This window comes from Facivitalis istanbulensis (genome assembly GCF_040560405.1).
Taxonomy (GTDB): domain Bacteria; phylum Pseudomonadota; class Alphaproteobacteria; order Sphingomonadales; family Sphingomonadaceae; genus Sphingomonas; species Sphingomonas istanbulensis.
In genome coordinates this window covers 240611-253717 of sequence record NZ_JAVSCQ010000001.1, presented here as the reverse complement: position 1 = coordinate 253717, position 13107 = coordinate 240611, and the positions used below count along the sequence as shown (strand labels likewise).

The following is a 13107-nucleotide window of genomic DNA, read 5'->3' as shown; positions in this document are numbered from 1 at the left end:
TTTGGCCACATTTCGGACGCAATCGGCATGGTTCGCGGTAAAGCGACGCGGGCGTCGCACGATTTCGTTCGCGATGGATCGTCTTCTGCGTTATGCATCGGAACTAGGCGCAATAGGTTTGGCGCCTGAAGACCCGCGCTATTCGTCCGGCGTATGGTTTTTGATGACAGCATTTGCGGGCGAACCGGGAAGACGAACAGGGCTTATGGGTTTCGACAGAGGTAGCCGGGGCAATCGCGGCTCGCGTGGCCGCGACAAGCGGGACAATTTCGGCAGCGATGATTTCGGCGGCGGCAGCTTCGGCGGTGGTGATCGCTTCGGTGGCGGCGGCGGCGGTGGTGGTGGTTTCGGCGGCGGCCGTGGCGGCGGCATGCCCCCCCAGGTCGTTGGCGAGGGCACGGGCGTCGTCAAGTTCTTCAACGCGCAGAAGGGCTTCGGCTTCGTTGTGCGCGATGACGGCGGCGAGGACGTGTTCGTTCACATTTCGGCCGTCGAGCAGGCGGGCCTGACCGGTCTGGCCGAGGGTCAGCCGCTCGGCTTCACCCTGGTCGATCGTGGCGGCCGCATCTCGGCCACCGAATTGAAGATCGAGGGCGAACCGCTCCCCGTCCAGGAACGCGCTCCCCGCGAGCCGCGCGAAGGCGGCTTCGGCGGCGACCGCGATCGTGGTCCGCGTGGTGGTGCGGCCGGTGGCTTCGGTGCCGCGCCGCAGCGCCAGCTGACCGGTGAGAAGGCGACCGGCACGGTCAAGTTCTTCAACGCGATGAAGGGCTTCGGCTTCATTCAGCGCGACGACGGCCAGCCCGACGCGTTCGTGCACATCTCGGCCGTTGAGCGTGCCGGCATGGGTTCGCTGAACGAAGGCGATCGCCTGTCCTTCGAGATCGAGGTCGATCGTCGCGGCAAATATGCCGCCGTCAACCTTCAGAACGAAGGCTGAGCCTGACGGCCTGAGCCATTCCCTTTTCGGGCGACAGGGCCCGGCGTCGCAGCGATGTGACGCCGGGCCTTTTCGTTTTCGGTGCACCGTCGCTTTGCCGGACGCTTGCACGGTTAAGCGGAACACGGACGTTGAACCCATCGATGCCGCTCGGCCATGATCGGGCATGACTTGCGTTCCGCTCGGTCCGATCGCTCCCGAATCACCCCCGCCGCTGCCGGGATTCGAACGGCATGTCGGCAAGGCGGTCCTTCTCGAACCGCTTTCGGCCCGACATCTCGCGAATCTATGGGACGCCGTCCAGGGCGCGGATATCTCCTGGTCGTACCTGAAATATGGTCCATTCCCTGCCGAGGACGATCTCGCGCAGCATCTCGACCGAATTAGCGGCCTCGAACACCAGCCGTTTTTCGCGATCGTTCCGATATCGACCGGCAAGGCGGAAGGATGGGCGTCCTTCTGCGATATCGCGCCCCGCGACGCCGCGATCGAGATCGGGAGCATCTGGTTTTCACCACGGTTGCAAAGAACCCGCGCCGCCACGGAAGCGATTTTCCTGATGATGCGCCACGCCTTCGTGCTCGGCTATTATCGGGTCGCGTGGCGTTGCAATGCGCTGAACGCGGCGTCCATGCGGGCCGCGCGTCGTTTTGGCTTCACCTATGAAGGAACATGGCGCGGCGATGGCATCGTGAAGGGTCGCCGACGCGATACGGCGTGGTACTCGATCGTGGCCGCGGACTGGCCGGCCCGGCGCGCGCTGTTCGAATCATGGCTCGACGACGGCAATTTCGATGCCGAAGGCGTGGCCATCACGCCATTGACGCCAGCATGTTGAACCCGCGTCCGGCGACACCAGCCTGACGCTGTGACAGCAGGCGTGGCTCTCCACGGCTGGCGTTGCAAGCATGTCGCCTGCGGTCATGGGCGAACGAATCACGCCCGTTCGGAAATCCATGACAGCCCCTATGCCCGTTCCGGCTTTGTCGATATCGGCGGGGTCGCCTTCCTCGTCGGCCAAGGCCGCTGCGAACACCGGATCATGAGATTGCCGCTATGACCATCGACAGGATCACGACTCCGCTGCTGGGCGCGGTGCCCCATGGTTTTCTGGGGCGGCGCGGGGGCGTGTCGGCGGGCATCCATGGCGGGCTGAATGTCGGGTTCGGTTCGGATGACGATGCCGATGCGGTGGCGGAGAATCGCCGCCGCGCGCGCGACGCGGTGCGGCCGGGATCGCGACTCGTCACCTGTTACCAGATCCATTCGGCGGAGGCGGTGACGCTGCTCAGCGCGCCGGAGGAGGAGGCCCGCCCCCATGGCGATGCGCTGGTGACAAACCGGCCCGGGCTGCTGCTGGGCATCCTGACCGCCGATTGTGCGCCGGTGCTGTTCGCCGATGCGGCGGCGGGGGTGGTCGGCGCGGCCCATGCCGGGTGGAAGGGGGCGCTGGGCGGCATCACCGATGCGACCTTGCTCGCCATGGAGGCGCTGGGTGCCCGCCGCGACCGGATCGCCGTGGCGATCGGCCCGTGCATCGCGCGCGTCAGCTACGAGGTCGATAGCGCCTTTCTGCGTCGGTTCGCCGAGCAGGCACCGGAGAATGAACGTTTCTTTGCCGACGGTATCCGTCCCGACCATTATCAGTTCGATCTGGAGGCCTATGTCGCGCATCGCCTCGCCGCCGCCGGGGTCGCGCGCGTCGCCGCGCTGGGTGAGGATACCTATGCGCAGGAGGACCGATTCTTCAGCTTCCGCCGCGCGACCCATCGCGGCGAACCCTCCTATGGCCGCCAGATTTCGCTGATCGGTCTGGCTTGAGCCTCGCCAAACCCATTTGCCCCGCTATCCTTGGGCCATAGCCGCCGACCGAGCGGCCCTCATGTCCCAAGGAGATGCCCCATGCCGACCGAATCCGATCTGACCGGCGTTCCGCCGCAGACTCCGGCCCCGGCCGTCCGCAAGAGCGATGCGACCAGCATCGGCGACCGCAAGCTGAGCCCCTCGACGCTGATGATGGGCTATGGTTTCGACCCGGTCCTGTCCGAAGGATCGCTGAAGCCGCCGATCTTCCTGACCTCCACCTTCGTCTTTCCCAATGCGGCGGCGGGGAAGCGCCATTTCGAGGGCGTGACCGGCAAGCGGCCGGGCGGTGCGGACGGCCTGGTCTATTCGCGCTTCAACGGACCCAATCAGGAAATCCTCGAAGACCGACTCGCCATCTGGGACGAGGCGGAGGATGCCCTGACCTTTTCCAGCGGCATGGCGGCGATCGCCACGCTGTTCCTGTCGATGGTGCAGCCGGGCGACGTCATCGTCCATTCGGGGCCGCTCTATGCCGCGACCGAAACGCTGATCGGCCGGGTCCTCGGTCGCTTCGGGGTGAAATGGCTCGACTTCCCGGCGGGCGCGACGCGCGAGGAAATCGATGCCGTGCTGGCCAAGGCCGCCGATATCGGGCGCGTCGCGCTGATCTATCTGGAAAGCCCCGCCAACCCGACCAACGCGCTGGTCGATATCGAGGCGGTGGCCGGTGCGCGCGACGCGGCCTTTGCCGATGCGGACGAGAAGCCGCCCATCGCGATCGACAACACCTTTCTGGGGCCGCTATGGCAACGTCCGCTCAAGCATGGTGCCGATCTGGTCGTCTATTCGCTGACCAAATATGCGGGCGGCCATTCGGATCTGGTCGCGGGCGGCGTGTTGGGGTCGAAGGCGCACATCGCCACCATCCGATCGATGCGCAACACCATCGGCACGATCTGCGACCCCAACACCGCCTGGATGCTGCTGCGCTCGCTCGAGACGCTGGAGTTGCGCATGAGCCGCGCGGGGGAGAATGCGGCGAAGGTCTGCGCCTATCTGCGCGCCCATCCCAAGGTCGAGCGGGTCGGCTATCTCGGCTTTCTGGCGGACACGCCGGGCATGGAGCGGCAGGCGGATATCTATCGCCGCCACTGCACCGGCGGCGGTTCGACCTTCTCGCTCTATCTCAAGGGCGGCGAGGCGGAGTCGTTCCGGTTCCTCGACGCGCTGCGCATCGCCAAGCTGGCGGTGAGCCTCGGCGGGACCGAGACGCTGGCCAGCCATCCCGCCGCGATGACCCATCTGTCGGTCCCCGACGCGCGCAAGGCGGCGCTGGGCATCACCGACAATCTGGTCCGCATCTCGATCGGCGTCGAGGATGCCGATGACCTGATCGCCGATTGCGAACAGGCGCTGGCCGCAATCTGATCGGGGAGGGGGGAGGGAGCGTCCCTTCCCCCCTCACGCGGCGGCAAGCGCGGTGTAGAGTCGCGCGGTCAGCCGTCCCAGCGTCGCGCGAAACAGGCCCGGATCATCGAGCGCGCGCGACAGGGTGATCGCGCCCTGGATACCCCCGACCACATCCTGTGCCAGCGTCGTCGCGTGGTCCTCGGCCACGCCGCCGCGCTGCAAAGCGTCCTTCAACACCGCGATCCAGCGCTGGAAATAGCCGGCGATCGGCGCGGCGAAGGGATTGCGGGTCGCCCCCAGCCCCCAGGCGCCGATCAGGCAGGCGCGCCGCCCCGACTGGAAATAGCGGTCGATCGCGACCATCATTGCGTCGATGCCGGTGCGCGGATCCTCTGCCTCGGACAGCGGCGCGAAGACCGCCGTCTCGAACCAGGCGGCGATATTGGCCAGCACGGCCTCGGCCATCTCGCGCTTTCCGCCGGGGAAGAAGTGATAGAGGCTGCCCCGGCCGAGCCCGGTCGCGGTGCCGATCACCGACAGGCTGGCCCCGGCATAGCCGTGCTCGCGGAACGCCTCGGCCAGGCCCGGCAGCGCATCCGCGCGCTCGGCGATCAACCGCGCCATGGTTATAACCCCAATTCGGTCAGCGAGGGATGGTCGGCGGGCCGCGTCCCCTGCGGCCAGTGGAACAGCCGATCACGCTCGGCGATGGCGAGGTCGTTGATCGACGCGATCCGGCGCCGCATCCGGCCATCCTCGGCAAAGTCCCAATTCTCATTGCCATAGGATCGGAACCACTGGCCGTGCGCGTCATGCCATTCATAGGTGAAGCGCACCGCGATCCGGCTGCCCTCCTGCGCCCAGAGTTCCTTGATGAGGCGATAGCCCTGCTCGCGCGCCCATTTGCGCTGGAGAAAGGCGACGATCTCGGCCTGCCCGGTGATGAACTCGGCGCGGTTCCGCCACTGGCAATCGGGGGTATAGGCCAGCGCCACCCGTTCGGGGTCGCGGCTGTTCCACGCATCCTCGGCGGCGCGCACCTTCTGCGCGGCGGTTTCGGCCGTGAAGGGGGGAAGGGGTGGGCGAGAGGTCATGCGGCACCTGACCGGAAAATTGCACCTGTATCGATCGGTACAGATGCGCGGGCCGGGAATCAACATGGCTTTGGCCGTCCGCTATGTCCGGCCATGCTTGACAGGGATCGCCGCCGTGTCGAGGCTCTTGCCGAACCATTGCGAGGCGGTGACGAGACGATGCGTCCATATTCGGTACTGATCGCCCCATTGTTGCTGATCGCGTGCGGTTCCGCACCCCAGGTGAACCAGTCGGTCGAAAAGCTCGCCGCCTTCGACACCGCAGGGCCGGCCCAGGCACCAGGCCCCCCACATCCCACGGCCAGCAGCCGGATCGCCTATAGCTATACGATCACCTATGTCTTCGACCGGCGCGGCATGGCGCAGGTGCAGGAACGGCAGATGGCGCTTTGCCGGTCGCTGGGCCCGTCGCGCTGCCTGGTGATGAAATCCTCGATCCACGCGCCCGGGCCCAAGGACGACAGCGTTACCAACGAGGCGACGCTGCTGGTCGATGCCCGTATCGCGGCCGCGATCAGCCATCGTCTGGATGCGCTGGCCAAAGCGGGCGACGTCCTGTCGACGAACCACCGGGTCGAGGCGGAGGATGTGACTCGGCAGGTGATCGACACCGACGCCCGCGTCCGCGCCAAACAGGCGCTCGCCGCCCGGCTGCTCGCCATCATCCAGTCGGGCAAGGGCAATGTCGGGGAATTGGTGCAGGCCGAACGCGCCTATGCCGCCACCCAGGAGGAACTGGACGCCGCGCGTGGCGAACAGGCCAATCTGGCGCAGCGCGTCGCCATGTCGCCGATCGAGATCACCTATGTGCTAAACGAGACGCCGGGGGCGATGTCGCCGATCCGGGCCAGCATCGCCGCGGCGGGGCAGACCCTGACGGCGAGCGTCGCTGCGCTGATCACCGCCATCGTCGCGGGCCTGCCCTGGCTGATCGTCGGCGGTCTCGGCTTTGCCCTGCTGCGCCGGGCGTGGCGGCGGTGGGGCTGGCGCTGGCCGCGCCGGGCGCGGACCGATTCGCCGACGGGCTGAGCCGGGCGGCGGGGCGCAGAATCAGGCGCCGTGCCGTCTGACGATCGCGCCGCGCCGCGCGGCGATCATCCGCCATAACCCGCGGGGACGGGCCAGTCGGGCCGGGTCACCGCCAACGCGCGGAACAGCGTGCCCATGTCCTGCATCAGCCGGTTGCGATCGGCGAGCAGCGCGTCGGCGCGGTCGGGATGCGCGCGGGCGAGGGCGGCGGTCCGCTGGTCGATGCCCAGCGCGCCCAGCAGATCGCGCTGGGTCACCGGACCGAAGATGGCGAGCCCGGCCCCTTGCGCGGCGGCGGCCAGCGTCGTGAAATCGACATGCGCGCTCAAATCCTGCTCGCCCGGCCGGTCGAAGGGATTTGCATAGGCATGGCCGCGTACGGCTTGCAGCGTGTCGGCGACGGCGGGGCCTTCATAGCCATAATCGACGATCAGTGCGGCCCCCCCTTGCGCGGCGATTCGCATGGACAGGCTGCGCATCACCGCGACGCTGGCGGGTGATACCTCGATCACCGAACCGGCCTCTGCCTCGCGCAGCGGCCCGGGAATGATCTCATCCGGCACCGGCGGCCCGGCGATCGGCAGGAACAACAAGTCCTGCGCCGCGACCAGCCGCTCGTGCCAGCCATCCCCGCGCCGCACGATCTGGCGGATGGGCAGCGCGTCGAAAAACTCGTTCGCGACGACGATCAGTGGCTTGTCGGTGGGCAGCGTGTCGACCGAATCATGCCAGCGGGCTTCATCCACCCGCTGGGCCTGGGCCGTCCGCAGCGGCGGGCTGGTCTCGACGAAATGCAGGGTCGGGGTCAGTCCCGCCCTGGCCATCGCGCGCCGGGCGTCGGCGGCGAGCGTGCCGCGTCCGGGGCCCAGTTCGACCCAGTGCACCTCCGGCCGCCCCGCCCGGTCCCACAGATCGGCGCACCACAGGCCGACCAGTTCGCCGAACATCTGGCTGATCTCGGGACTGGTCGTGAAGTCGCCCGCCGCGCCCAGCGGGTCGCGGGTGCCGTAATAATGGGCGTTGGCGGCGGCCATGAACTGCGCGACGGGAATCGGCCCTGCCAGCGCGATGGCGCGGGCGAGCCGTTCGGGCAGCGCGTCCTCGGGCTCGGGCTTGTGATCGGCGGGGGGGATCAGCGGGTTCGTCATCCGCCAGCTCTGCCGCCCCGCCTTCGCCACCGCAAGGGGGCCGCAAGGGGCGGCCGCCTGCGTGTCAGGCGACGCTGTCCGGCCCTGCGATCGGCTCGACCCGGACGCGCCGTGCCTTGGCGCTGTTCATCAGGTACAGGCCGCCCAGGATCATCGGCACGCACAGCCACTGGCCCATGTGCAGCCCGGTCATCGCGGCGAATTCGCGCAACTGCTGGTCGGGCTCGCGGAAGAATTCGACGATGAAGCGCGCAATGCCATAGCCGAGCAGGAACACGCCCGACAGCTTGCCCGGATCATAGCGGGCCTTGGTCCGCCAGAAGACGAAGCTCATGACCGCGAACAGGATCAACCCCTCCAGCCCGGCCTCGTAGAGCTGGCTGGGATGGCGCGCGGGCTCGGGAATGCCGAACGGCATGGTGTGCGGGAAGATGATCGCCCAGGGCACGTCCGACGGCTTGCCCCACAGCTCGCCATTCACGAAATTGGCAAGACGGCCGAGAAACAGCCCGACCGGCGCGGTGCAGACCAGATAGTCGAGGATGCGCAGCCACTGGAGCTTGTGCTTGCGCGCGAAGAGATAGACACCGATCCCGGTGCCGACCGCGCCGCCATGAAAGCTCATCCCGCCGTCCCACAGCCGCAGGATGCGCAAGGGGTGCAGGAACATTTCGGGGGCGTAGAAGATCACATAGCCGATCCGTCCGCCCAGGATGATGCCCAGCGTCGCGTAGAAGACGAGGTCGTCGGCATGCGCGCGCGACATCGGCGCGCCGGGCCGGTCGAGCATCTTGCCCAGATACCACCAGCCGAACAGGATGCCGGTGATATAGGCCAGGCTGTACCAGCGCAGCGTGAAGAAGCCGATCGAGAAGATGTCCGGGTGCAACCCCAGATCCTCGAACCGGATATGGCCGGCGGCGGCCGCGAGCATGGGCAGGATCAAGCGTGTTTCCCTTATCTCTGACCCGCTTCCATAGAGCGACCATGCGTCAACACCAAGACCGCGCCGTGGGGTTCGTCGCGGACGGCGTTGGCGAGCGGCATCCACCCTGATCGACCGGTTCGCTTTGAGACACCGAAAGGCTGCGCTTGTCAGTCGGACAGGGTCCGGTAAGGCACGGGCGCATGACGGGAGTGAACAGGCGCGACATCCTGATCGGCGGCGGGGCGGGGATCGGCCTGCTGGTCGCCTATGGCCTGTGGCCGCGCGCCTATGCCCCCAACCTGCCGACGCGGGACGGCGAACAGGCGTTCGGCGCATGGTTGAAGATCGGTCGCGACGGGATCGTCACCGTCGCGGTGCCGCAGGCCGAGCAGGGCCAGGGGATCGCGACGGCGCTGGCGCAGGTCGTCGCCGACGAACTGGGCGCGGACTGGCGTAGCATCGGCGTCGAACCCGCGCCGCTCGGCCCGCCCTACGCCAATCCGATCGGCATCGATTCGCTGTTCGAGGGGGCGTTCGACGCGTTGCCGCAGGCGGTGCGCGACGAATGGCTGCGGCGCGACGGGATGATGTTGACCGGCGCGTCCAGCTCGATCCGCATGTTCGAGGGGCCCGCCCGCGCCGCCGCCGCGACGGCCCGGGCATTGATGGCGCAGGCCGCCGCGCGCCGCTGGGGCGTCGACTGGACCCGGTGCGAGGCGGCGGACGGCTTCATCACGCATCAGGGCCAAAGGCTGCGCTTCGCCGAACTGGCCGAGGCGGCGGCGGGGGAGACGGTGCCCCAGCCCTTGCCGCTGGGGACCGGCGGCGCGGGCAAGCTGGCCGGGCGCGATCTTCCCCGGCTCGATTCGCCCGCGAAGATCGACGGCTCCGCCAATTTCACCGCCGATATCCGCCTGCCCGACATGGTGCATGTGGCGCTTCGCCACGCGCCACTGGGCGACACGCGCGCGATTCGTATCGACCGGGATGCGGCGATGCGCGTGCGCGGGGGGATCGATGTGATCGAGGGGCCCGACTGGGTCGCGGTCGCCGCCGCCAGCTGGTGGATCGCGCAAAAGGGGCTGGACGCGCTCGCGCCCAGCGCGGTGTCCGGCGGGCCGCTGCCCGACAGCGCGACGATCGGCCGGATGCTGGAACAGGCGCTGGCCGGCGACGGGCAACAGGTCGTGTCGCGTGGCGATGTCGCGGGCGTGCTGGCGGAAGAGGGGGCGGGTGGGGGGCTGGTCCGGGCGGACTATCGCATCGCCGCTGGCGTCCATGCCGCGATCGAGCCGCGCGCGGCGGTGGCGGCATGGCGCGAAGGCGGGCTTGAGCTTTGGGTGCCGACCCAGGCTCCGACCCGCGCCCGGGCGATCGCGGCGCGCGCGGCGGGCATCGCCGAGCACCGCGTGGTCGTCCACGCCATGCCGGTCGGCGGATCGACCGGGGCCGCGCTGGAGTCCGAGGCGGTGGCGCAGGCGGCGATGATCGCCGCGCGGCTGAAGCGGCCGGTCAACCTGCAATGGTCGCGCGCCGACGATCTGCGCCGCGATGCCTTTCGCGCGCCGGTCAGGGCGAGGATGACCGCGCGGCTGGGGCAGGGCGGGATCGCAGGGTGGCGCAGCCGCATCGCGACGCCCGCCACCGGCGAGGCACTGGCCGAGCGCCTGCTGCCGGACGGATTGCGCCGCTGGGGGATGCGGGGCGCGCGGCATGGCGACGCCTATGCGATGGGCGGGGCGGTTCCGGCCTATGCGATCCCGGCGCTGGCGGTGCATCATCACCGTGCCGACCTGCCCATTCCCACCGGCCATGGGCGCGGGGGCGCGCATGTCGCCCATTGCTTCGTCATCGAATCCTTCCTCGACGAACTGGCGCAGCGGGCGCGCGCCGATCCGCTCGCCTGGCGATTGCGCCTGTTGGGGGACGCGCCACGGCTGGCGCGGTGCCTGTCGACGGCCGCGTCGCTGGGCGGCTGGGACGGCGAGCGGGCGGCGAGCGGGCAGGGATTGGCCGCGCATGGCTTTCGCGGCAGTTTCGCTGCGGTGCTGGCCGAGGCGCATCGCGACGATCGGGGCCATCCGGTCGTCGATCGGCTGGTCGCCGCAGTCGATTGCGGACGCGTCATCGCGCCCGATCTCTTGCGGCAGCAGATCGAGGGCGGGTTGCTGTTCGGGCTGGCGGCGTGGCGCGGCGCGGCGACCGGATTTGCCCATGGCCTTGCAACCGCCGATCGACTGGACGCGCTCCGGCTTCCCCGGCTCGCCGATACACCCGATATCACGATCGAACTGATCGATTCCGACGAAGCGCCCGGCGGGGTTTCCGAACTGGCCGTGCCCCCGGTCGCCCCCGCCATCGCCAATGCTCTTGCCACCTTGCCCGGCTTCCCACGGATACGAAGCCTGCCGATGGAGTTGTCCGCCTGATGCTATCTCCCGATCATCCCCCCGTCCCGCGCCCCAGGATCGGCGTGCTCCTGATGAATCTGGGCACGCCCGACGCGCCGGAGCCGCGCGCGGTGAAGCGCTATCTGCGCGAATTCCTGTCCGATCGGCGGGTGATCGAGATCCCGGCGCTGTTGTGGCAGCCGATCCTACGCGGCATCATCCTGAACACCCGACCCAAAAAGTCGGCGCACGCCTATTCGCTGGTGTGGCGCGACGACGGTTCGCCGCTGGCCGCGATCACCCGCGCGCAGGCTGCGGCGCTCAAGGATGCGTTCGGGCCGGAGGTCCTGGTCGACTGGGCGATGCGCTATGGCCGCCCCGCCATTGCCGACCGGGTCCAGGCGATGAAGGATGCGGGATGCGAGCGCATCCTGCTCGCGCCGCTCTATCCGCAATATTCCGCGGCAACGACCGCGACGGCGAATGACAAGGCATTCGCGCAACTGGCGACGATGCGCTGGCAACCCGCAATCCGCACCCTGCCGCCTTATTATGACGATCCGCTCTATATCGACGCGCTGAAGCAGCAACTGGCGGCGCAGCTCGACGCGCTCGATTTCGAGCCCCAGGCGATTCTGGCCAGCTTTCACGGCATGCCGCTGCGGACGCTCGAACTTGGCGATCCCTATCATTGCCATTGCCGCAAGACCGCGCGCCTCCTGGCCGAGGCGATGAAGGAGCGGCTGAACGGTCGCGAGTTGCTGGTGTCCTTCCAGTCGCGTTTCGGGCGCGCCAAATGGCTGGAACCGGCGACCGACACCACGCTCGAATCGCTGCCCGGGCGCGGCATCCGCAAGGTGGCGATCCTCGCGCCGGGCTTCTCGGCGGATTGTATCGAAACGCTGGAGGAACTGGCCATTCGCGGGCGTGAGAGCTTCGAGGGCGCGGGGGGCACCCATTTCGCCTATCTGCCATGCCTCAACGATGCCGACCCCGGCATGGCGATGCTGCGCGGACTGATCGCGCGCGAGCTGGAAGGTTGGTTGCCGTAGCGTAATATAGCGTTTCGCCGGCCCCTTGGGCATTGCGGATGCACGTTGCCTCTTTTATGCCACAATCTCAATTGGGAGAGGTGTAATGACACGGGTTGCGATCGTGACGGGCGGTACGCGTGGTATTGGCGAGGCGGTCAGCCTGGCCCTGAAAGAGGCGGGCATCGTCGTCGCCGCCAATTATGCGGGCAATGACGAACGGGCCCAGGCCTTTGCCGAGCGTACGGGTATCAAGGCCTATAAGTGGGATGTCGCCGATTATGACGCGGTGCAGGCGGGCGTCGCGCAGGTGGTCGAGGACCTCGGCCCTGTCGATATCGTCGTGAACAATGCGGGGATCACCCGCGACGGCACGCTGCTCAAGATGACCTACCAGATGTGGAAGGAGGTCGTGGACACCAACCTTGGCGGGTGCTTCAACATGGCCAAGGCGGTGTTCGCGGGGATGCGCGATCGCAAATGGGGCCGGATCGTCAATATCGGTTCGATCAACGGCCAGGCCGGGCAATATGGCCAGGTCAATTATGCCGCCGCCAAGTCGGGCATCCATGGCTTCACCAAGGCGCTAGCGCATGAAGGCGCGCGCTTCGGCGTGACGGTCAATGCCATCGCGCCGGGCTATATCGACACCGACATGGTCGCCGCGGTCCCCGCCGATGTGCTGGAAAAGATCGTCGCCAAGATTCCGGTCGGCCGTCTGGGCCAGGCGCATGAGATCGCACGCGGCGTCGCCTTCCTCTGCTCGGACGAGGCGGCGTTCGTCACCGGCTCGACCCTGTCGATCAACGGTGGCCAGCACATGTATTGAGATGGCAAGGACGCCGGCCTCCCCAGGGGGAGACCGGCGTCCCGTCCTCGATACGCTACGCGAGGAAACGCACAGGCGGGCGGGGAGGCTATGCTCCCCGCTCGCGTATAAGGGGTCAGCGGCAATAGCCGGGGCGGCCCGACCGTTCGATCGCGCGGCCCGCCAGCGCGCCCGCGCCGCCGCCGATCAGCGTGCCGAGCGTGCGGTCGCCATCGGTATCGATGGTGCGGCCCAGCAGGCCACCGGCCACCGCGCCGACGATGGTGCCCGTCGTGCCCGAGCGACGGCATTTCTGATACCGATACTCGGCGCGCTCACCGTCGCTATAGCCACGATTATAGCGGTCTGCATGATAGGACCGGCGATACCGCTGGGCGTCCGCGGCGGTGGCGGGCAGGACGGCGCCACCGATCATCGCCAGCGTGGTCGCTGTCAGGGTCAGGGTCTTCATCATGATTTCACTCCCGAAACATTTGCGATCGACGGTGTTGCCCGTCGTCGT

The 13107-nt window shown here is 68.2% G+C and carries 13 protein-coding genes; 8 read left to right on the top strand and 5 right to left on the bottom strand.

The annotated features are described in order from the left end of the window. Window positions 1–205: 205 nt before the first annotated feature. The 4 genes from RN629_RS01330 (at window position 206) to RN629_RS01315 (ending at window position 4174) form a co-directional block, all read left to right on the top strand. Complete coding sequence (locus RN629_RS01330) at window positions 206–940, top strand: cold-shock protein (RefSeq protein ID WP_407033461.1); 735 nt, start codon at window positions 206–208, stop codon at window positions 938–940. A 166-nt stretch (window positions 941–1106) separates the two neighbouring features. Beyond that, entirely contained in the window at window positions 1107–1778 is a 672-nt protein-coding gene (locus RN629_RS01325; protein WP_407033460.1) for a GNAT family N-acetyltransferase, read from the top strand. 218 nt (window positions 1779–1996) lie between these two features. Continuing rightward, window positions 1997–2761, top strand: a complete 765-nt coding sequence (pgeF, locus tag RN629_RS01320; RefSeq protein WP_407033459.1) for a peptidoglycan editing factor PgeF — start codon at window positions 1997–1999, stop codon at window positions 2759–2761. Between the two features lie 81 nt (window positions 2762–2842). Further along, on the top strand, window positions 2843–4174 hold the full coding sequence (locus RN629_RS01315) for a cystathionine gamma-synthase family protein (RefSeq protein ID WP_407033458.1): 1332 nt from the start codon (window positions 2843–2845) through the stop codon (window positions 4172–4174). A gap of 33 nt (window positions 4175–4207) precedes the next feature. Here the strand turns inward: RN629_RS01315 and RN629_RS01310 are convergent, their stop codons facing one another. Both RN629_RS01310 and RN629_RS01305 read right to left on the bottom strand, forming a co-directional pair. Further along, window positions 4208–4780 (bottom strand): TetR/AcrR family transcriptional regulator, encoded by a 573-nt coding sequence (locus RN629_RS01310; RefSeq protein WP_407033457.1) that lies wholly within the window; start codon window positions 4778–4780, stop codon window positions 4208–4210. Window positions 4781–4782: 2 nt separating this feature from the next. Beyond that, entirely contained in the window at window positions 4783–5250 is a 468-nt protein-coding gene (locus RN629_RS01305) for a nuclear transport factor 2 family protein (protein ID WP_407033456.1), read from the bottom strand. A gap of 159 nt (window positions 5251–5409) precedes the next feature. On the opposite strand from RN629_RS01305, the gene RN629_RS01300 reads away from it, so the two are divergent. Next, the gene (locus tag RN629_RS01300; protein ID WP_407033455.1) at window positions 5410–6279 is read left to right on the top strand and encodes a DUF4349 domain-containing protein; all 870 of its coding nucleotides are present in this window, start codon (window positions 5410–5412) and stop codon (window positions 6277–6279) included. Window positions 6280–6344: 65 nt separating this feature from the next. On the opposite strand, the gene RN629_RS01295 is transcribed toward RN629_RS01300, so the two are convergent. Together RN629_RS01295 and lgt are read right to left on the bottom strand one after the other, a co-directional pair. Continuing rightward, entirely contained in the window at window positions 6345–7427 is a 1083-nt protein-coding gene (locus RN629_RS01295) for a class I SAM-dependent methyltransferase (RefSeq protein WP_407033454.1), read from the bottom strand. Between the two features lie 64 nt (window positions 7428–7491). After that, window positions 7492–8373, bottom strand: a complete 882-nt coding sequence (gene lgt / locus RN629_RS01290) for a prolipoprotein diacylglyceryl transferase (RefSeq protein WP_407033453.1) — start codon at window positions 8371–8373, stop codon at window positions 7492–7494. A gap of 182 nt (window positions 8374–8555) precedes the next feature. Between lgt and RN629_RS01285 the strand changes: the two genes are divergently transcribed. From RN629_RS01285 to phbB, 3 genes are all read left to right on the top strand, one after another. Beyond that, window positions 8556–10784: a xanthine dehydrogenase family protein molybdopterin-binding subunit gene (locus tag RN629_RS01285; protein ID WP_407033452.1), complete on the top strand. Its 2229-nt coding sequence runs from the start codon at window positions 8556–8558 to the stop codon at window positions 10782–10784. Further along, window positions 10784–11797, top strand: coding sequence for a ferrochelatase (hemH, locus tag RN629_RS01280; protein WP_407033451.1), 1014 nt, complete (start codon window positions 10784–10786; stop codon window positions 11795–11797). Before RN629_RS01285 ends, hemH begins: the two co-directional genes overlap by 1 nt. Window positions 11798–11882: 85 nt before the next feature. Continuing rightward, window positions 11883–12605 carry an acetoacetyl-CoA reductase gene (phbB, locus tag RN629_RS01275; protein ID WP_407033450.1) on the top strand — a complete coding sequence of 241 codons (723 nt, stop codon included), beginning with the start codon at window positions 11883–11885 and terminating at the stop codon, window positions 12603–12605. Window positions 12606–12720: 115 nt separating this feature from the next. Here the strand turns inward: phbB and RN629_RS01270 are convergent, their stop codons facing one another. Further along, on the bottom strand, window positions 12721–13059 hold the full coding sequence (locus tag RN629_RS01270; RefSeq protein ID WP_407033449.1) for a glycine zipper 2TM domain-containing protein: 339 nt from the start codon (window positions 13057–13059) through the stop codon (window positions 12721–12723). Between the last annotated feature and the right edge of the window lie 48 nt (window positions 13060–13107).